Source organism: Providencia sp. PROV119 (assembly GCF_028482435.1).
Lineage (GTDB): Bacteria > Pseudomonadota > Gammaproteobacteria > Enterobacterales > Enterobacteriaceae > Providencia > Providencia stuartii.
Genome location: NZ_JAMPQL010000004.1, coordinates 143,888 through 168,817 on the forward strand (window position 1 = coordinate 143,888; position 24,930 = coordinate 168,817).

Consider the following 24,930-nt stretch of genomic DNA (forward strand, 5'->3'; position numbering starts at 1 on the left):
TTATATTCCTCCATCGGCATATCTCGTTCGATTTTTCACCTATTTTTTGTGTTCTACGATGCTTTCCAGACTAAACTGATAATTAAATGTGATTTTGGTCACAAGAACTGAATTTTTGTTACTTTTTACACTGCGTATTTGTGACGTAGGTTGCGGGTTCTTGGAAGGGACTAGGTATAATCATCGCACAAAGAGTCAAGGGAACTTATGGGTTCTCTTTCTACATCAATCTAGCATTAAGTGAACAGGGATACTTCCATGCAACTCATTATGAGTCTGGTTGGGATGGCAGTACTGATTGGTATTGCCGTACTATTTTCCAGCAATCGTCGAGCGATTAAACTCCGTACCGTTGGCGGGGCTTTCCTTATCCAAATCGTTATCGGTGCATTCGTGCTTTATGTACCAGCAGGTCGTAGCGTATTACAAGGGATGTCTGATGGCGTTTCTAAAGTCATCAGTTATGGCCAAGATGGGATGAACTTTATTTTTGGCGGCCTTGTTTCTGACAAAATGTTTGAACTATTCGGCGGCGGCGGGTTTATTTTCGCACTACGTGTACTGCCAATTATTGTCTTCTTCTCTTCTTTAATTGCCGTTCTTTACTACCTTGGCATTATGCAGCTGGTTATCAAGATTCTTGGTGGTGGCCTGCAAAAAGTACTTGGCACATCAAGGACGGAGTCTCTATCTGCAACAGCGAATATCTTTGTTGGGCAAACGGAAGCACCATTAGTTGTACGTCCTTATATCTCTACCATGACCAACTCTGAGTTATTCGCAGTAATGTGTGGTGGTTTGGCCTCTGTTGCTGGGTCTGTACTGGCAGGCTATGCTCAAATGGGTGTTCCAATGGAATACTTGATTGCAGCATCATTCATGGCGGCGCCAGGTGGGTTACTGTTTGCTAAACTCTTAGTGCCAGAAACGGAAAAAGCGTATGATAATGTCAATGCGACAGAGCTGATTGCTGAAGATGAGCGCCCTGCAAATATTATCGATGCAGCCGCTTCAGGTGCTGCTTCCGGTATGCAATTGGCCTTGAACGTAGGTGCGATGTTACTGGCATTTATCGCTTTAATCGCCCTAATTAACGGTATCTTAGGTGGTATTGGTGGCTGGTTCGATTACCCTGAACTGTCTCTTGAATTAATTCTAGGTTGGTTGTTTGCTCCGATTGCTTATTTGATCGGTGTGCCATGGAGTGAAGCAACAATTGCAGGTTCATTTATTGGACAGAAAATTGTTGTCAACGAATTCGTGGCCTTTATGAACTTTGGTGAATACATGAAAGCCGATGCGGATGTACTTGCAGCCGGTAAGCAAGTTCTGTCTGATCACACTAAAGCCATTATTTCATTTGCACTGTGTGGGTTCGCTAACCTATCTTCTGTGGCTATCTTACTTGGGGGGCTTGGGGGCATGGCGCCAAACCGTCGTGGTGATGTGGCACGCTTAGGTATGAAAGCGGTTCTCGCGGGTACACTCTCTAACTTAATGAGTGCAACAATTGCTGGTTTCTTCCTAACACTCGCAATTATATAACCTCAAATCTTTGAGAAAGGGCAAATGCCCTTTCTCTTTCATTATTATTTCATTATTTTCAGCTATATTCTTTCTTACTTTTTATTTCATCCTTCTATTTTTGAACTACGCTTAATCAAGTGTATTTATGGCGTGAAGTGACAAAAAAAGTCATAAAAAGCCATTTGAGAGAATAAAATTGAGACTAATTAGCGTATAATTGAGACATTGTTCACAAATATGTATTTAACAATGTAACTTTCAGGCAATTAATGTGATTTGTGGCACATAAAATAGCCGAGTTCCATGGTCAAATAGGTATAAATTAGCTGCTATGGACTGCTAGTTCTCAGAGTGCATACACTCTAGGGCATTGTGCGGTGAGAAGGAATTCAGCTGCTACATTCGGGTTTTCGAGTAGCATCTTTAAGGAACCAAGCCCGCTCGCCAACAAAGAACGTGTTGTTCTGACAGAATTCACAAAGTTGGAGAGTTTTTATGACTGATTTAACTGTAGCTGCGCAACGCGCACTAAATCTAATGGATTTAACCACCCTGAATGATGACGATACTGATGAGAAAGTGATTGCACTGTGTCATCAAGCGAAAAGTCCTGCGGGGCAAACGGCTGCCATCTGTATCTACCCTCGTTTCATCCCTGTTGCCCGTAAAGCACTACGTGAGCAAGGTACGCCAGAAGTGCGTATTGCAACAGTGACTAACTTCCCTCACGGTAATGACGATATTGATATTGCACTGGCTGAAACGCGTGCGGCTATCGCTTATGGTGCAGATGAGGTTGACGTGGTTTTCCCGTATCGTGCATTAATGGCTGGGAACGAAAAAATTGGTTTTGATTTAGTGAAAGCCTGTAAAGAGGCTTGCGCTGCTGCAAATGTACTTTTGAAAGTCATTATTGAAACGGGGGAGCTAAAAGATCCGGCTCTGATCCGTAAGGCTTCTGAAATTTCAATTAAAGCAGGAGCAGATTTCATTAAAACATCAACAGGTAAAGTACCTGTTAACGCCACCCTTGAAAGTGCTGAGATCATGATGCAAGTGATCCATGATATGGGCGTAGCAAAAACAGTGGGTTTTAAACCGGCTGGTGGTGTGCGTACCGCTGAAGAAGCTGCTCAATACTTAGCATTAGCAGATAGAATTTTAGGTAAAGATTGGGTTGATGCTCGCCATTTCCGTTTTGGTGCATCAAGCCTGTTAGCTAATTTGCTGAATACGCTTGGTTTTGAAACTAAAAAATCAAGCAGTAGTTATTAATTAGACCGCGCTTAAGCGATTACCTAGATTCTGTTTGAATTAAGGAGCATACCGTGTTTCTGGCACAAGAAATTATCCGTAAAAAACGTGATGGCAAACCACTGAGCGAAGAAGAAATTCGTTTCTTCATTAATGGTGTACGCGATAATTCAGTTTCTGAAGGTCAAATAGCCGCTTTGGCAATGACCATCTATTTTAATGATATGACCATGGCTGAGCGTGTTGCCCTGACGTTAGCAATGCGTGATTCAGGCACCGTTTTAAATTGGAAATCATTAAACTTAAATGGCCCACTCGTCGATAAACACTCTACGGGTGGCGTTGGTGATGTCACCTCATTGATGTTAGGTCCAATGGTAGCGGCATGTGGCGGCTATGTTCCGATGATTTCGGGGCGTGGTTTAGGCCATACCGGTGGCACACTGGATAAGCTTGAAGCGATCCCTAATTTCGATATTTTCCCTAATGATGAGCGTTTTCGTGACATTATTCGTGACGTTGGTGTTGCAATTATTGGGCAGACGAGTTCACTCGCACCTGCGGATAAACGCTTTTACGCAACACGTGATATCACTGCAACGGTTGACTCTATTCCACTGATTACCGCCTCTATTTTAGGTAAAAAATTGGCAGAGGGCCTTGATGCTCTAGTCATGGATGTTAAGGTGGGTTCAGGTGCATTTATGCCAACCTACGAAAAATCAGAGCAACTGGCCGAGTCCATTGTTAAAGTCGCTAATGGTGCGGGGTGTAAAACAACCGCACTGTTAACCGACATGAATGAAGTACTCGCTTCTAGTGCCGGTAATGCGGTTGAAGTACGCGAAGCCGTTCAGTTCTTAACGGGCGAATACCGTAACCCTCGTTTGTATGAAGTGACGATGGCGCTGTGTGTTGAAATGCTGGTGTCTGGTTCATTGGCGGCAAATAGAGAAGAAGCTCGCCAAAAATTACAAGCAGTCTTAGATAACGGTAAGGCAGCGGAAGTCTTTGGTCGTATGGTTGCGGCTCAAAAAGGCCCAAGTGACTTTGTTGAAAACTACAACAAATATTTGCCTACTGCTGTACTGAGCAAAGCGGTGTATGCAGAGAAAGCGGGTATAATTACCGCGATGGATACACGTGCGCTCGGCATGTCTGTTGTGACATTAGGTGGTGGTCGTCGTAAGGCAACGGATCCGATTGATTATAGTGTTGGTTTGAGCGATATCGCCGCGTTAGGTACTTCGGTTGATAATCAAACTCCACTAGCAATTATTCATGCTAATAGCGAGAAATCGTGGGAAGAAGCGGCAAAAGAGGTGCGTGCGGCCATGGTTATTGGTGATCAAAAACCAGAAACGACGCCAATGGTTTATCGCCAAATTAGTGAATAATTGACAAACAGTTTTATCAGTGGCACTTCCTAATTAGGAAAGATGACGCAGGAGAGAAGTTATGAAACGTACATTTATTATGGTGTTGGATTCTTTTGGGATTGGTGCAGCCGGTGATGCGCACAAATTTAATGATGAAGGTTCAAACACATTAGGTCATATTGCAGAGGCCTGTGCACGTGGTGATGCAGACAAAGGTCGTCAAGGACCACTGCATTTACCTAACTTAACCAAATTGGGTTTAGGTAAAGCGGCTGAAGCATCTTGCGGTAAATTCCCTGCTGGCCTTGATCCCAATTCAGAAATTATCGGTGCTTATGCTTACGCGAGCGAAATCTCGTCTGGTAAAGATACACCATCAGGCCACTGGGAAATTGCGGGTGTGCCTGTGCTCTTTGATTGGGGGTATTTCGCGGATGAAGAAAATAGCTTCCCACAAGAGCTGTTAGATATCATTGTTAAACGTGCTAATTTGCCGGGTTACTTAGGTAACTGCCACTCTTCAGGTACGGTTATCTTGGATAAACTAGGTGAAGAACACATGAAAACGGGTAAACCGATTTTCTACACCTCTGCTGACTCCGTATTCCAAATCGCCTGCCATGAAGAGACTTATGGCTTAGACAAACTGTATGAGCTATGTGAAATCGCTCGTGAAGAGTTGACAAACGGCGGCTATAACATTGGTCGTGTTATCGCACGTCCATTTATTGGCGATAAAGCTGGTAGCTTTGAGCGTACCGGTAACCGTCATGACTTAGCCGTTGAGCCACCATCACCAACGATGCTGCAAAAATTAGTTGAAGAAAAACAAGGTGAAGTGGTTTCTATCGGTAAAATTGCGGATATCTACGCACATGTAGGTATCACTAAGAAAGTCAAAGCAACAGGGATTGATGCGCTGTTCGACGCAACCGTGAAAGAAATGAAACTGGCTGGTGATAAGACTATTGTATTTACTAACTTTGTTGATTTCGACTCCGCTTATGGTCACCGCCGTGACGTACCGGGCTATGCAGCAGCGTTAGAACTCTTTGACCGCCGTTTACCGGAACTGATGGAACTGGTCAAAGAAGATGATATTTTGATCTTAACCGCAGACCATGGTTGTGACCCAACTTGGCATGGTACTGACCATACCCGTGAGCACATTCCTGTTCTGATTTATGGTCCGAAAGTCAAACCAGGCTTTTTAGGTCATCGCGAAACATTCGCGGATATCGGTCAGACAGTCGCTAAATATTTCGATCTATCACCGATGGAATACGGCAAGCCAATGCTGTAATTGGTTAACATAAAAATTAAATAAGGCAGGAAACTGCCTTATTTATTGTTGATAGTATTGGGTCATTTGCCGTAGACAGCGAGTATTATCAGTCGCTACTATTATCAGGTAATGATGTTAAACCCTTTAATTTAATGATTTATAAGGAATAATAATAATGGCAACTCCTCATATTAATGCAGAAATGGGTGATTTTGCTGACGTCGTATTGATGCCAGGTGACCCGCTGCGTGCAAAATATATCGCTGAAACTTTCCTCGAAGACGTGCGTCAGGTGAATAATGTTCGCGGTATGCTAGGTTTCACTGGTACTTATAAAGGTCGTAAGATCTCCGTGATGGGTCACGGTATGGGTATCCCTTCTTGCTCTATCTATGCAAAAGAGTTGATCACTGATTTTGGTGTAAAAGTGATTATTCGTGTGGGTTCATGCGGTGCGGTAATGGATGATGTGAAACTGCGCGATGTTGTGATCGGCATGGGGGCATGTACTGATTCGAAAGTAAACCGTCAACGTTTTAAAGATCACGATTTCGCGGCAATTGCTGACTATGAGCTTGTTCATAATGCGGTAGAAGCTGCGAAGGCAAAAAATGTTAATGTTCGTGTCGGTAACTTATTCTCTGCTGACCTGTTCTATTCTCCTGATCCAGACATGTTCAAAGTCATGGAAAAATACGGCATTCTGGGTGTTGAAATGGAAGCTGCGGGTATTTATGGTGTGGCTGCGGAGTTCGGTGCTCGTGCGCTGACCATTTGTACTGTTTCTGACCATATTAAAACAGGTGAGCAAACAACCTCAGCGGAGCGCCAAACAACGTTCAACGAAATGATTGAAATCGCATTGGATTCAGTGCTATTAGGCGATAAATAATCATTAAATGATTTTTAATTGAGTAATGCCACGTACATCACGTGGCATTTTTATTTGGGGAAAAATGAAGCTCATGGCACCCAAGTGGGTTTGATTACCCTCGATTTTTATTAATCCTACTCATCATAATCGCATCGACATATTGGCCATCACGGAAAGCGTAATCACGCATCACACCTTCTTGTTCAAAACCAAACTTTTTATAGAGCCCCAAGCCATTGTCATTAGTGGCATACACTTCTAATTCAATACGGCGGATGTTTAACCAGTTATCACAGTAGTCGACCATCACTTGCATAAGCTTCGAACCAATACCTTTTCCTTGGTGCATTTGACTGACCGTAATGCCAAAACTCGCGGCATGTTTACGCCGTTGTTGACTTGGTTGATGAAGAGTGAGGATCCCAACGACAGTATTATCAAGAGTAGCAACAAAATGCGTGACGAGAGGATCATTGGTAGCTAGACGCGCCTCCCAAGTTTCTGTCGATGGGTAGGGTAGCTGTAATGTATTAGCGTATGCCGAATAATCAATATGCATTTGAGTGACGGCGGGAATATCGTCTAAGGTTGCTCTACGGATAACGATGTCGTTCATCATGCTATTTCTCTTTTTTATTTGAAAACACGATCATTAATCATATAAGCCTAGTGAACGTCAAATAATTAAATGATCGTATTTTCGTGAGGCAGCGTTTTATCAGCCCGTATTTTAAGCGAATAAAAAGGGGGAATTAACCCCCTTCAATAGCTACGGTTATGGTGTCATCGTAAATACTTTCGGGTTTTGCCCCAGATATTGATTGGCGATACGGTTGAGATCATTGACCGTAAGTTGCTGGATAATGGCACGCTCTTGGTTTAGACGCTGATATTGTTGGTCATCGGCAGCGACCTGAGCTAACGCCTCGGTCCAATAACCTGAACTGTCGGTTATTTGTGCATTTTCCGTAAGCCAAATATTTTTTGCTTCAGTTAATTCTTTACTATTTACCCCTGAGTGACGTAGTTGATTAATTGTCTTTTGGGCGATTTGTGACATCTCCTCAGTACGTTCTGGTGAGGTGGTAAAGTTGAGGCGTGCAAAATAGTAAGGCTGCGGTTTTTTCGCCAGCATTTGTGAAAAACCAAGTGCATAGATACCGCTGGCTTTTTCGCGTAGTTCGCCGCGTAGACGTTGGCTCACAATGGTATCTAGCAGTTGCATTGCTAACTGATCTTGCTGTGTCCATTGTGCAGGGGCAGCAAATTGGATGCTGACCATACTTTTATCACTACTGCTGATCGGGTAATTTTTATTGAAGCTCGCCATTTTAGGCATGATCCCCTGATCACGCCATGCCAGCTGATGATGACTGGCAGGGATAGAAGCAACCCACTGTTCTAATAATGGTTTTAAGTCACGGGTATTCACTGCTCCGCTAATTACCAGTGTCATATTCGCCGTCGAAGTGAGTAACTGGCGGTTAGCTTGCTGTAATTGGCCCGCGGTGAAATTTTTCCAGCCACCTTGTGGGTTAATGACTAACAGTTCACCGTGCTGGTAGCTTTCCTTATTAATATTATCAAGGAAGGTGCGCTCAACAGGTGTTTTGGCAAGGTTCAACGCAAATGACTGTTTCTGCTGCTCTAATTTTTCACCGCTAAATTGCGGAACTGTCAATTTTAAGTGCAGTAATTGCAGGGCGGTTTCGAGGTTATCAACAGGGGCCTTACCGCGGAAACCATGAGTGAGCAATTCACTATAAGGGCGAAGCGAAATCTGATTTTGTTTCGCTAATAATGCCAAATCACGTGCGCTATATTCACCATAACCGCTACTTTCTGGTAGCTTTAATGCCCAATCTGTTAGCCCCGTAGTTTGCATGGTTTCAAGTGAACGGCCGCCGGGTAGCTGTAAATTAAACTGAATATCTTCTTTAAGATTTTTATCAGCTTTGACGATGACCTGAATACCATTGCTAAGTAGCCAACGTTCGGTTTTTGCGACAGGAAGTGCAGTCTGCTCAGTGATTGTGCCTTTAGCCACTTTAGGCAATTGCAGAGTGATCGCTTGAGAGCGTAAGGTGAATGGCCCCGGTGAACTTAGGCGGGTATTTTGCCACTGCTCACTAAAGTCTGCATGATTGACTTTATTTGCGTCAGTATCAGGACCAATTAGGGCTAAGCGTGGTGAAGCTTCATTTAAAAAGTTAGCAACGTGCTGTTGTAAATCGTGCGGTTTAACTTTTCCAATCAGTTGGTAGCTCTTATCCAATTGTTGGCGTTTATTCCACATTGGCATCTCATATTCAAGCGCGGTGGTTAATTGACCTGCCAAATAATCATTGCCATAGCGCTGTTCAGCGGCGGCCTGCTGGCTGAGTTTTTTCAATAGATTTTGACGAGCGCTATCAAGCTCTTCTTGTGTTACCGGCTCAGTCGCTAATCGCTGTAGCTCAGTAAATAAAACCTGAGTGGCGCCAATATAATCATCTCCTTTAGGGTGGATAATCATTAATTGTTGTAAGCGCTGGTTATCTAACATCGAGCCTTGCTCATTAATACTAATGGCGGGTAATACGCCATTATCCACTAAGACAGAGAAACGTTGATTTAGAATGGCGAGCCATAAGCTATCCATTAAATCTTCGTATTGCCCTTCTCGTGTGTTGAGAGGGGCGATAATGTCTTTTTGCAAAGCAAATTGAACATAACGAGCGCCTTGCTCTTTATCAAACACAGGTTGAACTAACAGCAAATTAGAGTGAGCAAACTGCTTCCATTCTGGATTGTCTTGAGACAAGGTCTCTGGCTTTGGTATAGCGAAAAGCGTATTGATTTCGTCACGTACTGTAGATTGATTGAAATCCCCAATCACCAGCAGGGTCATACGTTGTGGCTGATACCATGTCGCATAATACTCTTTTGCCAGTTCAATCGGTGCTTGGCGAACGATATCGAGTTCCCCTATTGGGTTACGCTCTGCATAGCGGCTACCGTGGTAGCGTAAATGCTCAAGGCTATCATTAACACGATAGCCCATTCCTTGGCGCAAACGCCACTCTTCAATAATCACTGGGCGCTCTTTTTCAAACGCTTGTTGATCAAATGAGATATTGGATGCCCAATCCGCCATCACTTGTAGGGCTGTTGAGACTTGTGCTGGTGTGGCGTTCGGGAGTGATAGCTTATATAAGGTTGAATTGAGGCTAGTGATCGCGTTGACATGACTGCCAAGCTTCAATCCTTGCTGTTCTAACTGTTTAAAGCCTGTTGTGCCTGGAAAATGTTTTGTACCTTTAAAGGCCATATGTTCAGTAAAATGGGCCAATCCTAGCTGTTGTTCGTTTTCTTGCAACGAGCCACTTTTCACTAATAAGCGTAGCTCAACACCTGGTTGAGAACGCGGTAATAGGTAAACGTTTAGGCCATTATCTAATTGATAATGTTGCAAATCAGTACGGATAGGCAATAAATTCTGCCCCATCGTACTGGATGAAGCAGACACCCCACAGCCTGTGAGGCTGAGGCCAATAAAAGCGGCGAGTAATATTTTACGAAGCATATTCAGGCAATCCTGTGGTTATATTGGCGCGAGTTTGCGCTTCTTGAAGCGGAAGAGTGTGTTCGGCAACTTGTGATAGGAAACGTTGATGGGTAACCAACACAATAGCGCTATCGTGTAGTTCATGTTTAATGAGTTGAATTAACTCAAGGGCGCTATTTTCATCAAGTGCTGAAGTGGTTTCATCCAAAAGTAATAATTTAGGGCGATTCAGAAGAAGTCGAGCAAACATAATGCGTTGTTGCTCACCACCTGATAATCGGTTATGCCAGTCTGTCTCTAAACTTAATTGATAGTGCAGTTTCTCTAGACCCACTTTGCTAAGTGCGAGTTTAAAATCAGCCTCTGTAAATTGCTTAGCATCTTGAGGGTATGCCAGTAAGCTGTCTAAACGGCTGATAGGAAGATAAAGGCGTTGTGGGATCCACATTAGGTGGTTTGTACGTTTAATCGCACCTTCAAAGAATGGCCAATGGCCACTTAAAGTACGTAATAGGGTTGATTTACCAATGCCGGAGCGCCCAGAAATTAAAGTGACTTCCCCTTGTTTAGCCACGACATGCACATGCTCAATTAAAGTGCGATTATCTGAGGTAGTCACTTTAACAGCGGCATCAAGTAAAGGTGGTTCTTCGGTGATTTCTACCTCAGCCGCTTTATCATTTTCCAATAAAATCACAAAATTATATAGACGTGAGACGGTAGCCTGCCATGCCGCTATTTCTTTATAGGCGAAAATAAACCAGCCTAATGAAGTGGCAACACTGCTAAAGGCTTGGCGTAACTGCATCAAACCGCCTAACATAATTTCGCCGGCGAGGAATTTGGGCAGCGCCAATAATACAGGGGCGAGAGCGGTCACTTGTTGGTAGCCAACGGTGTAAAAAGAGAGGTTCCGTTCGCAACGAATTAAACGGTTCCAATTACGAATAATTTCACCGAAGCGCTGCATGAGCTCTTTTCTATCTTGCGTCTCACCACGTTGCCCTGCTATTGCATCGCCATGCTGACGGCAATTGATCAAGGCGCTACGGTAATCAGCTTCACGGCGCTGCTTATCCATATTTAAGCGACGTAGAGGGAAACCTATCCATTGCGTTAAGGCGATACCAATAAGGGTGTAAATAATACAGGCCCAAAACATATAACCGGGGATAGACCAATCAGTACCCACCAAGTTGAATGAGAGGCTACCTGACAGTGTCCAAAGAATAGTGGCAAAGGAGACCAGTGTTAACATTGAGTGCAGGAAGGTGACCAGCAGATTCAGTGTCGATTCAATCAGTAATCGAATATCTTCTGCAATACGTTGATCAGGGTTATCTGGCTCTTGTGAGGTTAATCGTAGCATGTAGTGTTTACTGTTTGGAGAAAGCCAGCGATTGAGCACTAACTCTGTCATGCCTTTACGCCAACGAATGATCAGCATTTGCTTGAGATAGTTCCCCATAACGACCACGAAAATTAATCCGCTTACTAACACCACAAAATATTGCAAGAGGCCATAGAGTGCCTGACCATCCAGTTTCTGTAACGCATTATAGAAATCACCGTTCCACATGTTCATTTTGACATTGAACCAGACCGATGACAGGGTTAGCCCCAGTGAGGCGGCAAGCAGTAGCCAGCAGAAAAGGGCAGCGCGCTGCCCCCAAAAAGGTTTAACTAAATAGAAAAATTGTTTCAGTGTCTTCATGACGTTCTTCGTATTGTTGTTGTAGATTGCTCACATTGCTAACAAGATTTAAAGGTCGTAATTGACCTGTAGCCAGAATTGGCGACCTGGATCGTAAGATTTCAACACCCTATCTTCGAACACAAAGCGGTCTGCGATATTTTTGTTATTCAAGATATTGTTCACTTCAACAGAGAAACCAAAGCCATAGGCAAAATCAGGTTTCCAGCCAAGGCGGGTATCCCATGTGTATTTACTGGAGAAGTGCTGTTTGGTGTATTTACGAACTTGCCCATACTCGGGATCAAATGCGTAGGCATTGTCATAGCGAACAGCTTGGTCGCGTGCGCCCCACCATTGCAGGCGGTTATACCAAGTTAGGTCGTAATCATCCCAAACACTGGTCAGTTCTAAGTTTAATTTGAATGGCGAGTTGAAACTGGTGGATGGCAGTTTCGAGGCATCAATGACTTTACCGTCATACCATACCTTGTTGAGGTTCACTTTATTGGCAGGATCAAACGAGTTATAGCCTGCATCTTTTGGCGTATTACTTTCACTTTGCTGCCATGTCAGTGAAGCGGTCATCACATGAGAAGCTTCTGCCCACTCCCAAGGTTGGCTGTTATTAACGGAAAGTGTCACGGTGTCATGTGAACTACGACCGCCATTATCAAAGGTGCGAATGCTACGTTTACTTGCATCACGAGTGTCGTATTTGGTACGCGTTCTTACCTCGTCATAACCTTCACGATGGACATATTGTAGGCGCCATGTGGTTGATAAGATCTCCTGTTGCAGTGCAAGGGTTAGCTCATCGTTATAAGGGGTTTTAAGTGAATCAAGTCCTTCATAATCTTTTTTGTTATCCCAATCGTTTTTATTAGGATCTAGGGAGCAGCCATCATAACTATTGCATAATTGCATCCCATCATTTTGTGCGCCATATAAGGCATAGGTGAGCATTGAACGACCGTAATAACGGTTCGCACCTGCAATAATCTGTGTTTTGCCATCGCCAAAGACGTCGTAGTTACCGGATAAACGCGGTGCTATATTGGTACGATTAACGAAGTCGTCGCGATCTAAACGGATCCCCGGACGAATGGTTAACTTGCCGTATTGAATATTGTCATCAAGGAATACAGCATAATTAGTGTAGTCCGCAGCGTGGCTTCCTGCTTGGAATCGAGTGACATTACTGAGGTAACCGTTATACATGCCACTGTCATCTATGCTACCTGTGTATGTATAACGGAAGTAGTCTTTATCTCGTCGATAAGTGCCTTTGGTGTAATTGAGCTCTGCGCCTAAAGTGGGTTTATGAGTGAGGCCTATGCCATCTTCCATGGTATTAAAACGCATCACCCCCTTTAACCCATGATTTTTCTGTTTTGAGGTGAGATCGCCTAAACCGCCGCTGCTACTTTCCGTGGTTTGATAGGTGGAATAGTCAATAGCACGGACTGTGAGTGAATATTTTTGGTCATCAGTACGATCATCTTTGAGTGTTTGGGTGTTAGCGGTTAACTCGAATTGGCCAATATCAAATTGATGTTTAAAAACCGCGGTAAAACCCAGTCCATCATGGGTTGAATCATAACCTGAATTCATGACTGAAGCAGAAAATAGACGACTATCGTAAGAGGCATAGTTAGCTGAGAGATCTAATGTGCTTTTATCTGATAGGTCGAGCGAATATTTCAGGAAGTAGTTATCCGATGTACGGTGCTGCTTCTTTTCACCTGAAGCGAAATTAACCATTTCCACTTGATTATTTTCATCAAAGATAACGGAATCGCCGCCAGTTACCGTCATTGGTATCGTGGAACTGCGGCGTGATGCTGAAAATACGATACCTGAATTTTCACTGACACCTAATTCGAACCAACCACCAAAATCATCTTTATCGTAGCGATTTTGGAAACGAGCAGGGTTAGCGGTGTCATTCTTGGTCGTATCGATCCCAAGCGAGGAATCATGAAATAAATTGTTCCAACCCGAGCGGGTTAACCGATAATAGGCGTGTGCGCTGTTTTCACCTTGCCAGCGGCGGCTATTAACCTCAACGGTTCCCCCCGTAAAGCCACCAAATTCGACAGGAATATTATTGTCATAGACCGCCATACTATCGATAAGACGACTATCGATATAGATCCCCTGATCGCTACTGCTTAAGCGGGTTGCTGTTTCACCAAGGCCATTATCTGCAGGGTCAAAGTCATTGTTGAAGCTAACGCCATCAAGACGATAAGCATTTTGATAACTGCTGGAGCCGTGAATTGAAATACGCGAAGGCTTTATTTCCCCTTGGTTCATTGAGTTGCTGTCATTATTAGCAAATTGAACGGCAGGGTTGGTTTTCATCAGATCCGTAATATTGCCATCGCCCGTGTTACGTTGGCTGATCTCTTCCGATGTCACATACTGTGGCGCAGACATAACATCTGTCGCTGGGTGATTTTGTTGTACGACCCCAGAAACCTGTGTTTCGGGGAGGACTAATGTGCCTTGATTAAGGTTCTGTGAACGGATCACGAAGATGCCATTATCACTGACTAACTCTAATCCGCTACCGATAAGTATTTTTTGTAATGCGGTTTGTGCGGTGTAGTGACCTGATAATGCAGGCGCGCGTAGGCCATTGAGTTGGCTCTTGTCATACAGTAATTGGATATTTCCTTGCTGGGTTATCTGTGCCACAGAAGTGGCTAGTGCTTGTTCTGGAAGTGAGAAAGCGACTTCTTGCGCAGCAGCAGATTGGCAAACTATTGCGCTACTAACGGCAACGAACAGTGCAAGCGGCTTAAACCGTTTGTGGGTGAATCGAATAGACATGAGTATCCCTTATTCTTAAGCGGCACAAAAAGTGTGCTAAAAATGGCAAAATAAATAACAACTGCTTAAGTAGAGGGGGAAATGAGAATTATCCTCACCTGTAAATCGAAATAATTTTCATTTATTTTTTTTATTTTGAATAATCAATATGTTATTTTTGTCTTGATAAACGACTTGTACAGGTAAAAGCATTGGAAGTGCTTGGAAAAATGACTCAGGTTGACGTAAATTGATCCGACCAGAGATTTTACTTTGCGCTAAAGAAGGCGGTGATAATTCAATGTTGACGGGTGAGTAAGCGTTAAGTTCAGAGAGCACCTCAGCCAATGGTTTATCAGTAAAGCTCAACTCGCCAAAACGCCACCTTGCCACATCAAGAGGCGCAATTTTATTCATTTTGACAGGGCTATTGATGGCAGAGCTAGTCGCGCTATCCCCAGCAAACAGGTAAGTCGTTGCTTGCTCTTGCCCTGTTTTCAGACTCACTATCCCTTTGCTAACACGGACAGCGACTTGTTGCTGATGTCTATCGACTTCAAACTCAGTGCCAATGACTTGAATGCGCCTTTCATCGGCTAAAATCACAAAAGGCCGATAAGGATTGGATTTGACTTTGAAATAAGCGTTGCCTTCATCTAGATATATCCGCCGAACCTCTGTTTCATAGGCTACCCGCACGCGTGTCTGGCGATTGAGAAATAATACAGAGCCATCTGATAGAGTGACCTCTTTTGGCATATTAGTTGCGACGAGAGTCATATTGTTGAACAACATTGAGGGTAGCTGACTATAGGGTAAGAATAAAATAGCGGCAATAAATAGCGCTGCTAAGGTATTTCCCAATGGGCGCCATAACCGGAAAAAGAGCTGTTTTTTCGGGGGGAGTTCAATAGACGCTGGCCGTGGCATTGAATCGAACTCGCGCCAAACCCCTGCAATCGCTTCATAGGCTTTCGCATGCTCAGGAGATGCGTGTAACCAGATATCAAATTGCTTTGCCTGTTCAGCGCTCATCTGCTGACTGTGCTTGCGGGTGAACCACAGCGCTGCTTGCTCATCAATAGAATCTAATGTATCCGGCTCAGAGTGTGTTGTACGTGTCATTAATTATTATTGCTCTGATTATCAAGGTGTTTTTTACAATGTACCAAAGCTGCTGCTATATGCTTTTCGACCATACTAATGGAAATTTCCATTCGTTCAGCAATCTCACTTTGTGACAAACCATCAAATCGGTAGAGCAAAAAAGCTTCGCGACGCCGTGGAGGGAGCGACTCGATCGCCTCACTAAGCCACTGGATACGTTGTTGATGCTCCAGTATTTCACTGGGATCAGCTTGTGTCTCTTCGAGCTGCTGTTCAAGTAAAGCGTCATCAATGTTTGTTTCAGACGTGGGTTGGCGTTGATGACGTCGCCAATGGTCAATTAACACATGATTGGCGATTTTGAATAAATAAGCACGGCTCTCTTTAATCGGAGATTGCTCTTTTCGATTAAGCCATAGTGTAAACACATCCTGAGATAAATCATCAGCATCGTTACTATTACCTAGCCGATTGCGGAAAAAGCGGACAAGTTGGCTATACGTTGACTGATATGCGCCGCTAATTTTACGGGCAAGGGATTTATCAATAGTCATTTTTCGCTGGTGTTAAAAGTTAAATTACACGCTTAGGCGTGATAAAGATTTGCTCAAATCGCTTTATTGTTTTATTTCAAATAGTTATTTTAACTTTAGAATGTTATTAATAATAATGAATATCATTTTTGTTTGTATTATGCCTATAATCTGCAAAAAATAAAGTCGTGAGGCAGAATATGAGTAGTATCGCGGGCAAGTTAGAGCGCCCGATTTTCCGTCCACTGGGCGGTTTATTTTTAAGTCTTCTTTTCCACGGAACACTCGCAGTGATATTTATTGGCTGGTTTACGGCGTCAATACCGACAACAGGGGTATTGCCACCCGCAATATCATTACAACTAGGCGTTTATCAGCTTGAGCAGCATTCAGAGCCTGAAGTGAATCATGCTGCGAAACAGCAGATGGCGACACATGAGGAAGTTTTACCTGAATTAGTTGAAAAAACAGAAAAACTACCCGAAACACCGTTAGTTAATAATGGAACCTTAACCAAGGTCAGCGAAAAGAAACACCCACCTAAAAAGAAACCTACACAAGTCAAAAAAGTCGTTGAAGAGGCGCCTCTCAGTACGCAAGAGTCAGCAGTGACTTCGGCACCAGCAGCGGGGAGTGAAGCAAGTAGCAGTGCGAACTTCTCCAGTAATGCCTCGGTGGCGGTGAGTGGTCATCAAGGTTGGCACAGTGAGGTTCATCAGCGTTTAGCAAAAGCGAAACGTTATCCAAGGGCGGCGCTACGTTTTCGTTCAACCGGTGTCTCTCAGGTCAAAGTGATGGTGGACAGTCACGGTGAGGTGATTAGTGCCAGTCTGATTAATTCATCTGGAACCAAACTGTTAGATAAAGAGGCGATTGCGACCATAAACCGCGCAGCGCCATTCCCAGCCCCTCCTGAAACGCTATTAGTGGATGGCAAAGTCGAATTCGTTGCACCGATTGTTTTTGATACTTATTCCATGTAATTGAACTGCTGAGGGGTGATCCTCAGCAGTGTGAGTTCGTGGCTTAATTTTCAGGGGGTTTGGGCTTATTCGGCTTGCTTTTAGCACGACGTCTTTTAGGGCGATAAGGCCGATGTTCGCTTCTTTTCCGGTCGAAATGAGGTTTTTTGGCAATGTTTGGTGCCATATTTTCATCATCTTCATTACCGCTGTCTTCATCAACAACGAGCTGAGGCGGTACATTTTTGCCTTTCTTTTTCTTGGTGCGGAATAAGGTATTTGCCAGCACAATCCCAATACAGAGCGCTAATAAAATAAAGAAACGTAATACATTGGTACTGTTATCAGCTTGCTGAATTTCTGTGGTTAGTAGCTCAGTATCAATGGTAAGCCGTAAATAACCTTTTGGCTCTTCTTTTCCGGGAATAGGTACAACCAGTTGATATTGAAAAGGTTGTGTTGATTGTTTGCTATCAATGGCAAGGCGTTCACGTACCGGAACTGACTCTCCCGCACTCGCAATTAAGGTTCCTCCCGCCGAATAAATACTGGCATCCAAAATGTATTTATCTTTGGTGACATTGTTTAAATTGGCGATAATGCGTTCTCGATTAAAATCTTTGCTGCCGGAAACGATATAATCGGATAAGCTGAAAGCCACTTGTTCGGCCAAAACTCGAGTTAGCTGTTTAAATTGTTCGACTCTGTTTTGGTTTTGGCTGTTACCTAAATAGGTTATGCCATGCATTAATAGGGCGATTAATGCGACACAGATAATAATTATCACTGTTTTGTGAAGCTTAAAGGTCAGTTTCATAGAAATCACTAAGTGCTCTTTATCCATTCTCTGGCATCATGTTGCCAGAGCTTGTACAGATAAGGTAGTTTTGGGGCATATTTTTATTATAAAACGTTGAGTCGATTACAGGAGCTAATTTTCATGTCAACGAGTTTGACCTATTGCTATTTACCCGATGAAATTCAAAAGTGGCCTGGGTTACCGCTGTCATTGAGCGGTGAAGAGGTCATGCCTTTAGATTATCGCGCTGGCGACAGTGGTTGGTTATTATATGGACGAGGGTTAGATAAGGCACGGATCAGCGATTTTCAGCAGCGTTTGGGGATAGCGATAGTGATCGTTTCATCATGGCGAATCGATGACTATCAAGTGGTCAGAATTGCGGGAAGCATTACTCCTCGCATCAAAAAATTAGCCGATGAAAGTTTATTAGATGTTGTTCCATTAGGGCAAATTCCCCGTTTACGTTCACCGGGCCTGCTGTTAATGGATATGGACTCTACGGCAATTCAAATTGAATGTATCGATGAAATTGCACGTTTGTATGGCGTGGGCGAGCAAGTATCGGAAGTGACTGAACGAGCCATGCAAGGTGAGTTAGATTTCACGGAAAGCTTAAGAGCGCGTGTGGCGTTACTTAAAGGGGCCGATGTGATGATTTTGCAGCAAGTCATGGATACGCTGCCATTGATGCCTGGCTTAACCAGCCTTGTTCGTAAATTACAAGCGATGGATTGGCATGTGGCGATTGCATCAGGAGGATTTACATTCTTTGCCGATAACTTACGTCAACAATTAAAATTGGTCGCCGCTGTTGCGAATCAGCTAGAAATCAAAGACGGCAAGCTCACCGGTAAAGTCAAAGGGCCAATTGTTGATGCCAAATTTAAAGCACAAACGCTGGTTAAGTTAGCAGAGCGTTTAGAAATACCGATTGAACAAACCGTGGCAATCGGCGATGGCGCAAATGACTTGAAAATGTTGCGTAAGGCGGGGTTAGGAATAGCCTATCACGCGAAGCCAAAAGTCTACGCACGTGCCAAAGTGGCTATCCGTCATGCTGATTTAATGGGGGTTATGTGCGTGTTGAGCGGGGGGCTTAAGCACGAAGAGCGGTAATATTCATCATACAGGGCAGCCGTAAAGCGACGGGGTATTTTAAGTATTACGGGCAGCAACTATGCGGATTATTGAATAGCATATACTTTGAATTAAAGGCAGTTAGTTAAAAAAGGGTTAATAGGAGCAATATTGTGGCGAAAGGTGCAAAAAGAGCGTTTGTCTGTAATGAGTGCGGTGCGGATTATCCGCGCTGGCAAGGGCAATGCAGTGCCTGTCATGCATGGAATACCATTACAGAAGTGCGCCTCGCCTCAAGTCAATCATCGCCACGTCATGATCGCTTAACGGGGTATGCCGGAAATGCTGCTGGCGTAAGCCGTGTGCAAAAGCTATCAGAAATTAGCCTTGAAGAGCTGCCGCGTTTTACCACAGGATTTAAGGAGTTTGACCGCGTACTTGGTGGTGGCGTCGTACCGGGGAGCGCGATTTTGATTGGCGGGAACCCAGGGGCTGGGAAAAGTACATTGCTACTACAGACCATGTGCTTACTTTCACGCGAAATGAAAACACTGTATGTCACAGGGGAAGAGTCGCTGCAACAGGTTGCTATGCGTGCACATCGCCTTGGTTTGCCGACGGATTCGCTAAATATGCTATCTGAAACCAGCATTGAGCAAATTTGTTTAACGGCAGAGCAAGAGCAACCTAAATTAATGGTGATCGACTCAATCCAAGTCATGCATATGGCTGATATCCAATCTTCCCCCGGCAGTGTGGCTCAGGTGCGTGAAACCGCCGCTTACTTGACGCGTTTCGCCAAGACGCGCGGTGTCGCTATCATTATGGTCGGTCATGTGACGAAAGATGGCTCTTTAGCTGGTCCTAAGGTGTTAGAGCACTGTATCGACTGTTCGATTATGTTGGATGGGGATGCCGATAACCGTTTTCGTACTTTGCGTAGCCATAAAAACCGTTTTGGTGCGGTTAATGAGCTAGGTGTGTTTGCGATGACGGAACAGGGTTTGAAAGAGGTAAATAATCCTTCGGCTATTTTCTTAAGTCGTGGTGATGAAATCACATCGGGTAGTTCCGTCATGGTGGTATGGGAAGGCACACGCCCACTGCTGGTGGAGATACAGGCATTGGTCGACCATTCAATGATGTCAAATCCTCGTCGAGTTGCGGTAGGGCTTGAGCAAAACCGTCTTGCGATTTTATTGGCTGTTTTGCATCGCCATGGTGGCTTACAAATGTCAGACCAAGACGTTTTTGTGAATGTGGTTGGCGGCGTTAAGGTCACTGAAACGAGTGCGGACTTGGCGTTATTGCTTTCTTTAGTCTCCAGTTTTCGGGATCGTCCTTTACCACGAGACCTTGTGGTATTTGGTGAAGTTGGCTTAGCTGGTGAAATTCGCCCTGTGCCGAGTGGGCAAGAGCGTATTTCAGAAGCGGCAAAACATGGCTTTAAACGGGCGATTGTTCCCCATGCGAACATGCCCAAAAAATCACCTCCCGATATGAAAGTGTATGGTGTGAAAAAGTTGTCAGATGCTTTAAGCGTAATGGATGAATTTGATTAATCGTCTCGTCATATTTCGCACTTTCGTGGCGTTCGATAGCGCTACATTTCGAATTATTGAGAGCAAATAAGGGAACTAAATGGCTGAATTTGACTATCTTAAGAATGCAATTAAGCAAGCTGGCTATACATTACAGCAAGTTGCTGATGCCTCTGATATGACCAAAGGGTATCTCAGCCAGCTTATCAACAACAAAATTAAAAGCCCGAGCGCACAAAAGATCGCGGCACTTCATCGCTTTTTAGGGCTGGAATACCCAAATAAACAAAAAAGCATTGGGGTCGTTTTCGGGAAATTCTATCCCTTACATACAGGTCATATCTACTTGATCCAGCGTGCTTGTAGTCAAGTTGATGAGTTACATGTCATTCTTTGCCATGATGAGCCGCGTGATAAAGACCTATTCGTGAATAGCTCCATGTCACAACAGCCGACAGTCAGTGACCGTCTACGTTGGTTATTACAAACATTCAAATATCAAAAAAATATTCATATTCATTCATTCGATGAGCAAGGTATCGAACCTTATCCACACGGTTGGGAAGTGTGGAGTGAGGGAATGAAGGGCTTTTTGAAAAAGCACAATATTCACCCAAGTTTTATCTATTCGGGTGAAGCCAATGATGCACCGCGCTATAAAAAGTACTTAGGGATAGAAACTATCTTAATCGATCCTGAACGGACCTTCATGAATATCAGTGGTAATCAAATTCGTCAGGCCCCTTTCCGATATTGGGATTATATTCCGACAGAAGTGAAGCCCTTCTTTGTACGTAAAGTGGCAATACTCGGTGGTGAATCGAGTGGAAAATCGACACTCGTCAACAAACTGGCCAATATTTTTAATACCACCAGTGCGTGGGAGTTTGGGCGTGATTATGTGTTTTCTCATCTTGGTGGTGATGAAATGGCATTGCAATATTCTGACTACGATAAAATTGCATTAGGCCATGCTCAATATATTGATTTCGCGGTTAAATATGCCAATAAGGTCGCTTTTATTGATACTGATTTTATTACCACTCAGGCTTTTTGTAAGCGCTATGAGGGCAAAGAGCATCCTTTCGTACAGGCCTTGATTGATGAGTATCGTTTTGATCTGGTGATCTTATTAGAAAATAATACCCCATGGGTAGCCGATGGTTTACGTAGCTTGGGGAGTGAAAAAGACCGGCAAGAGTTTCAATCTTTGTTAATTGAAATGCTAAAGAAAAACAACGTGGAATTTGTTCATGTTGATTCTCCTGACTATGATACCCGTTTTCTCACCTGTATTTCGTTAGTACAGCAATTGCTGATGTTAGACGAATAATATAATGGGTTATTGAAAGTGAGAGATTGGAATAACACAAATACCTCATCATGAGGTATTTGTGTTTGTAGGAGGCTTGGCTTATTTGCTCATGCGCTTATATTTCATGCGATGAGGTTGTAGAGCTTCGGCACCCATAGTCCGTTTTTTGTAATCTTCATACTCAGAGAAGTTACCTTCAAAGAAGGTGATATTACCTTCATCTTGATAATCAATAATATGAGTTGCAATACGGTCAAGGAACCAGCGGTCATGCGAGATAACCATTGCACAGCCCGGGAACTCTAACAAGGCGTTTTCTAAGGCACGCAATGTTTCAACATCGAGGTCGTTCGTGGGTTCGTCGAGTAACAGTACGTTACCGCCAACTTGTAGCAGCTTAGCTAAATGCAGACGTCCACGCTCACCACCGGACAACTCGCCAACACGTTTACCTTGGTCAACGCCTTTAAAGTTAAAGCGACCCACATAAGCGCGGCTTGGGATCTCAAAGTTACCAATACGCATGATATCTTGTCCGTTCGAGATCTCTTCCCAAACCGTTTTGCTGTCGTCCATGGAGTCACGGAACTGATCTACAGAGGCAATCTTGACCGTATCACCTAAGGTGATGGTGCCTGAATCTGGCTGCTCTTGGCCTGAGATCATACGGAATAGGGTTGATTTACCCGCGCCGTTAGGGCCGATGATACCGACAATGGCTCCTTTTGGAATGGAGAAACTTAGGTTGTCGATAAGAACACGGTCACCGTAAGATTTGCTGAGGTTTTCAACTTCAATAACCTTATCACCCAAACGTGGACCTGGTGGAATAAATAATTCACTGGTCTCATTACGTTTTTGGTATTCAACGCTGTTAAGTTCTTCAAAGCGAGCCAGACGTGCTTTACCTTTCGCCTGACGGCCTTTTGGATTTTGGCGGATCCACTCTAACTCTTTCTCAATCGATTTACGTCTTGCCGCTTCCGTTGAAGCCTCTTGCGCTAAACGCTCATCTTTTTGTTCCAGCCAAGAAGAGTAGTTACCTTCCCATGGAATACCTTCACCACGGTCAAGTTCGAGGATCCAACCTGCAACGTTATCAAGGAAGTAACGGTCATGGGTGATCGCCACAACAGTGCCTTCATAGTCATGTAAGAAACGTTCTAACCAAGCAACGGATTCCGCATCCAAGTGGTTAGTTGGCTCATCAAGGAGCAGCATGTCCGGTTTTTCTAACAGAAGACGGCAGATAGCAACACGGCGACGCTCACCACCGGATAGGTTTTCGATTTTAGCATCCCAAGGTGGCAAACGCAGCGCATCGGCAGCACGCTCTAGCTGGTTATCCAAGTTATGACCATCTTGCGCAGCAATAATGGCTTCTAACTCGCCTTGCTCTTTAGCTAACTTATCGAAATCCGCATCAGGATCGGCATAAGCGGCATAAACTTCATCTAAACGCGTTAATGCGTTTTTAACTTCAAAGACTGCCTCTTCAACCGCTTCACGAACAGTGTGTTCAGGGTTGAGCTTAGGCTCCTGTGGTAGATAGCCAATTTTGATACCGGGTTGAGGGCGTGCTTCCCCCTCAATTTCCGTATCGATACCCGCCATGATGCGTAATAAGGTTGATTTACCCGCACCGTTAAGACCTAAAACACCAATCTTCGCCCCAGGAAAGAAGCTCAGAGAGATATTTTTCAAAATATGACGCTTCGGTGGAACAATTTTTCCGACTCGGAGCATAGAATAAACATATTGAGCCAATTTTTTTACCTATTGTTTTATAAACGAAAGTTCAATATTTGATAGTGTTTTTAGCAGACATATGACCGTCTTATCACGCGATTATACCTTAGGCGACTTTTGCTGCTGTAAACGTTACTTTCTATCTTAAAATTTTTCTGAGCTTCACTCTAATTGTTCCTCACTCTAAGTCAATAGTTGCGTGTGTTTCCGATACTTTCTTGTGAATTAACCCCCACTTAAGACGGGATCAAAATTAAGTAAAAACGCGCATGTTTCATCATGGGGTAAATGCCCTTTTACATTGTAAACAAAAAATAATCATTAACAGAGGGAACGGGGGTTGTTGGCTATTTTTTAATACGGGGGCTGTTTTGTTTTATAGATAAACATATCGATTAGTCTTGTTAGGGTGAATTTAGTTTAAGGCTTAATGGAAATTTCTTTTCGTTTAGCTTTGATGAAGGTATTTATTGGATCATGGTAGAGTGACATGCCATTTAATATTTCATTAATAAATCTGATATAAAAAAGATTATTTAGGGTTAATACTTTTACCTCTATTACTTTTTCTTCCGAGTTACCTAAATTTTGTGAAGATGATTTTGACGATAAGCTAAAGATGCCTATCAAAGCCCAAAAATCAGCGTGTAAAGCAGACGCTTAACCATTCGCAAGATGCGGCAAACGGCGACTGTTCAATAAAATAGGTTTTTCTGTTTTTATGTTTTGAAGATTACTGAGAGCTTATTATTTGATATTAATATTTAAATAGCGATTAATATTAAAAATCACATAGCGATTAAAATAGATTATTAGCAAATTATTAGCATAATAAATCGACATCTAAATATGTTGTAGATGATATTAATTCTATAGCAGAGCGATGACCACTATAGAATTAATTTTTAATATCATTAAAGCCTGAAAATAAATAGATTTTATTGATTAGAAATAGGCGCTGATTCTAACTTAACGATATCAGGTTTTTTCTGTTTAAGCTCTCTTTGTACATCACTGGCCTGTATTTTTTTATCTGTTCTTTCAGAGGTTCCGGTGAATACCCCACCTTTCTTAATGGTTAGGTTTTTAGTTTGGCAGATCCCATCGAGCTGACCATTTTCTAGAATATCCAAGTTTTCAGAGACACATAAGCCTCTCATAATGCCGTTGATTGAAATGGTTTGAGCATAAATCTCGCCTTCAACAACCCCTTCTTTTTGGATTGTGACAATACCGTCATTGCTACGAACACTCCCTTTTATATGACCGAATATTTGGATGTCTTCATCTAAAACAAGGTCACCGGAAATGTTGCAACTACTTGAAATAGAAGTGCTCTTACGTGCTGAAGGTGTTGAAAGCACTTTTTCTTCTTTAATTTCAACCGTTTCTTTTTCGGGCGTTAACTCATGCGTTTTTGCCGCTTCGATAACGTTATCTTTATCTTTACTTTTTTTCGCAAACATCC

The 24,930-nt window shown here is 43.4% G+C and carries 18 protein-coding genes; 9 read left to right on the forward strand and 9 right to left on the reverse strand.

The window, feature by feature from the left end:
* Positions 1-270: 270 nt before the first annotated feature.
* The 5 genes from PSF11_RS06995 to deoD all read left to right on the forward strand — a co-directional run bounded on the left by PSF11_RS06995 (position 271) and on the right by deoD (position 6,337).
* The gene (locus PSF11_RS06995) at positions 271-1,545 is read left to right on the forward strand and encodes a NupC/NupG family nucleoside CNT transporter (protein WP_169342151.1); all 1,275 of its coding nucleotides are present in this window, start codon (positions 271-273) and stop codon (positions 1,543-1,545) included.
* A gap of 477 nt (positions 1,546-2,022) precedes the next feature.
* Positions 2,023-2,802: a deoxyribose-phosphate aldolase gene (gene deoC, locus PSF11_RS07000; protein ID WP_004926644.1), complete on the forward strand. Its 780-nt coding sequence runs from the start codon at positions 2,023-2,025 to the stop codon at positions 2,800-2,802.
* Positions 2,803-2,855: 53 nt separating this feature from the next.
* The gene (deoA, locus tag PSF11_RS07005; protein WP_004926646.1) at positions 2,856-4,178 is read left to right on the forward strand and encodes a thymidine phosphorylase; all 1,323 of its coding nucleotides are present in this window, start codon (positions 2,856-2,858) and stop codon (positions 4,176-4,178) included.
* Between the two features lie 61 nt (positions 4,179-4,239).
* Positions 4,240-5,463: a phosphopentomutase gene (gene deoB, locus PSF11_RS07010; RefSeq protein WP_014656829.1), complete on the forward strand. Its 1,224-nt coding sequence runs from the start codon at positions 4,240-4,242 to the stop codon at positions 5,461-5,463.
* 157 nt (positions 5,464-5,620) lie between these two features.
* Positions 5,621-6,337, forward strand: a complete 717-nt coding sequence (gene deoD, locus PSF11_RS07015; protein ID WP_004926652.1) for a purine-nucleoside phosphorylase — start codon at positions 5,621-5,623, stop codon at positions 6,335-6,337.
* A 94-nt stretch (positions 6,338-6,431) separates the two neighbouring features.
* On the opposite strand, the gene PSF11_RS07020 is transcribed toward deoD, so the two are convergent.
* From PSF11_RS07020 to PSF11_RS07045, 6 genes are all read right to left on the reverse strand, one after another.
* Entirely contained in the window at positions 6,432-6,935 is a 504-nt protein-coding gene (locus PSF11_RS07020) for a GNAT family N-acetyltransferase (protein ID WP_169342152.1), read from the reverse strand.
* 159 nt (positions 6,936-7,094) lie between these two features.
* Positions 7,095-9,884, reverse strand: a complete 2,790-nt coding sequence (locus PSF11_RS07025) for a M16 family metallopeptidase (RefSeq protein ID WP_004926657.1) — start codon at positions 9,882-9,884, stop codon at positions 7,095-7,097.
* Positions 9,874-11,580, reverse strand: coding sequence for an ABC transporter ATP-binding protein/permease (locus PSF11_RS07030; protein WP_004926661.1), 1,707 nt, complete (start codon positions 11,578-11,580; stop codon positions 9,874-9,876). The genes PSF11_RS07025 and PSF11_RS07030 overlap by 11 nt, the downstream gene beginning before the upstream one ends.
* 48 nt (positions 11,581-11,628) lie before the next feature.
* On the reverse strand, positions 11,629-14,397 hold the full coding sequence (locus PSF11_RS07035) for a secretin and TonB N-terminal domain-containing protein (RefSeq protein WP_036941908.1): 2,769 nt from the start codon (positions 14,395-14,397) through the stop codon (positions 11,629-11,631).
* 117 nt (positions 14,398-14,514) lie between these two features.
* Positions 14,515-15,501, reverse strand: a complete 987-nt coding sequence (locus tag PSF11_RS07040; RefSeq protein WP_072502535.1) for a FecR family protein — start codon at positions 15,499-15,501, stop codon at positions 14,515-14,517.
* A complete protein-coding gene (locus PSF11_RS07045; RefSeq protein ID WP_036941906.1) occupies positions 15,501-16,037 on the reverse strand; it encodes an RNA polymerase sigma factor in 537 nt (178 codons plus the stop codon). The genes PSF11_RS07040 and PSF11_RS07045 overlap by 1 nt, the downstream gene beginning before the upstream one ends.
* A gap of 179 nt (positions 16,038-16,216) precedes the next feature.
* Between PSF11_RS07045 and PSF11_RS07050 the strand changes: the two genes are divergently transcribed.
* The gene (locus PSF11_RS07050) at positions 16,217-16,999 is read left to right on the forward strand and encodes an energy transducer TonB (protein WP_004926672.1); all 783 of its coding nucleotides are present in this window, start codon (positions 16,217-16,219) and stop codon (positions 16,997-16,999) included.
* A 43-nt stretch (positions 17,000-17,042) separates the two neighbouring features.
* Here PSF11_RS07050 and PSF11_RS07055 read toward each other — a convergent pair whose 3' ends face one another.
* Complete coding sequence (locus PSF11_RS07055) at positions 17,043-17,822, reverse strand: AhpA/YtjB family protein (protein WP_004926675.1); 780 nt, start codon at positions 17,820-17,822, stop codon at positions 17,043-17,045.
* A 96-nt stretch (positions 17,823-17,918) separates the two neighbouring features.
* On the opposite strand from PSF11_RS07055, the gene serB reads away from it, so the two are divergent.
* The 3 genes from serB to nadR all read left to right on the forward strand — a co-directional run bounded on the left by serB (position 17,919) and on the right by nadR (position 21,731).
* Positions 17,919-18,896 carry a phosphoserine phosphatase gene (serB, locus tag PSF11_RS07060; RefSeq protein ID WP_004926677.1) on the forward strand — a complete coding sequence of 326 codons (978 nt, stop codon included), beginning with the start codon at positions 17,919-17,921 and terminating at the stop codon, positions 18,894-18,896.
* A gap of 134 nt (positions 18,897-19,030) precedes the next feature.
* Positions 19,031-20,419 (forward strand): DNA repair protein RadA, encoded by a 1,389-nt coding sequence (gene radA, locus PSF11_RS07065; protein WP_004926679.1) that lies wholly within the window; start codon positions 19,031-19,033, stop codon positions 20,417-20,419.
* Positions 20,420-20,498: 79 nt separating this feature from the next.
* Positions 20,499-21,731, forward strand: a complete 1,233-nt coding sequence (gene nadR / locus PSF11_RS07070; RefSeq protein WP_004926682.1) for a multifunctional transcriptional regulator/nicotinamide-nucleotide adenylyltransferase/ribosylnicotinamide kinase NadR — start codon at positions 20,499-20,501, stop codon at positions 21,729-21,731.
* 81 nt (positions 21,732-21,812) lie between these two features.
* Here the strand turns inward: nadR and ettA are convergent, their stop codons facing one another.
* Together ettA and PSF11_RS07080 are read right to left on the reverse strand one after the other, a co-directional pair.
* On the reverse strand, positions 21,813-23,480 hold the full coding sequence (gene ettA, locus PSF11_RS07075) for an energy-dependent translational throttle protein EttA (RefSeq protein ID WP_014656823.1): 1,668 nt from the start codon (positions 23,478-23,480) through the stop codon (positions 21,813-21,815).
* A 920-nt stretch (positions 23,481-24,400) separates the two neighbouring features.
* Positions 24,401-24,928, reverse strand: a complete 528-nt coding sequence (locus PSF11_RS07080) for a bactofilin family protein (RefSeq protein ID WP_014656822.1) — start codon at positions 24,926-24,928, stop codon at positions 24,401-24,403.
* Between the last annotated feature and the right edge of the window lie 2 nt (positions 24,929-24,930).

Bases quoted from the DNA above. Each gene is read 5' to 3' on its own strand.
- deoD (WP_004926652.1), top strand. From the start codon at position 5,621: ATGGCAACTCCTCATATTAATGCAGAAATGGGTGATTTTGCTGACGTC.
- PSF11_RS07020 (WP_169342152.1), bottom strand. From the start codon at position 6,935: ATGAACGACATCGTTATCCGTAGAGCAACCTTAGACGATATTCCCGCC.
- deoB (WP_014656829.1), top strand. From the start codon at position 4,240: ATGAAACGTACATTTATTATGGTGTTGGATTCTTTTGGGATTGGTGCA.
- deoC (WP_004926644.1), top strand. From the start codon at position 2,023: ATGACTGATTTAACTGTAGCTGCGCAACGCGCACTAAATCTAATGGAT.
- nadR (WP_004926682.1), top strand. From the start codon at position 20,499: ATGGCTGAATTTGACTATCTTAAGAATGCAATTAAGCAAGCTGGCTAT.
- PSF11_RS07055 (WP_004926675.1), bottom strand. From the start codon at position 17,822: ATGGATAAAGAGCACTTAGTGATTTCTATGAAACTGACCTTTAAGCTT.
- PSF11_RS07040 (WP_072502535.1), bottom strand. From the start codon at position 15,501: ATGACACGTACAACACACTCTGAGCCGGATACATTAGATTCTATTGAT.
- PSF11_RS07035 (WP_036941908.1), bottom strand. From the start codon at position 14,397: ATGTCTATTCGATTCACCCACAAACGGTTTAAGCCGCTTGCACTGTTC.
- serB (WP_004926677.1), top strand. From the start codon at position 17,919: ATGTCAACGAGTTTGACCTATTGCTATTTACCCGATGAAATTCAAAAG.
- PSF11_RS07050 (WP_004926672.1), top strand. From the start codon at position 16,217: ATGAGTAGTATCGCGGGCAAGTTAGAGCGCCCGATTTTCCGTCCACTG.
- PSF11_RS07030 (WP_004926661.1), bottom strand. From the start codon at position 11,580: ATGAAGACACTGAAACAATTTTTCTATTTAGTTAAACCTTTTTGGGGG.
- PSF11_RS07045 (WP_036941906.1), bottom strand. From the start codon at position 16,037: ATGACTATTGATAAATCCCTTGCCCGTAAAATTAGCGGCGCATATCAG.
- PSF11_RS06995 (WP_169342151.1), top strand. From the start codon at position 271: ATGAGTCTGGTTGGGATGGCAGTACTGATTGGTATTGCCGTACTATTT.
- PSF11_RS07025 (WP_004926657.1), bottom strand. From the start codon at position 9,884: ATGCTTCGTAAAATATTACTCGCCGCTTTTATTGGCCTCAGCCTCACA.
- PSF11_RS07080 (WP_014656822.1), bottom strand. From the start codon at position 24,928: ATGTTTGCGAAAAAAAGTAAAGATAAAGATAACGTTATCGAAGCGGCA.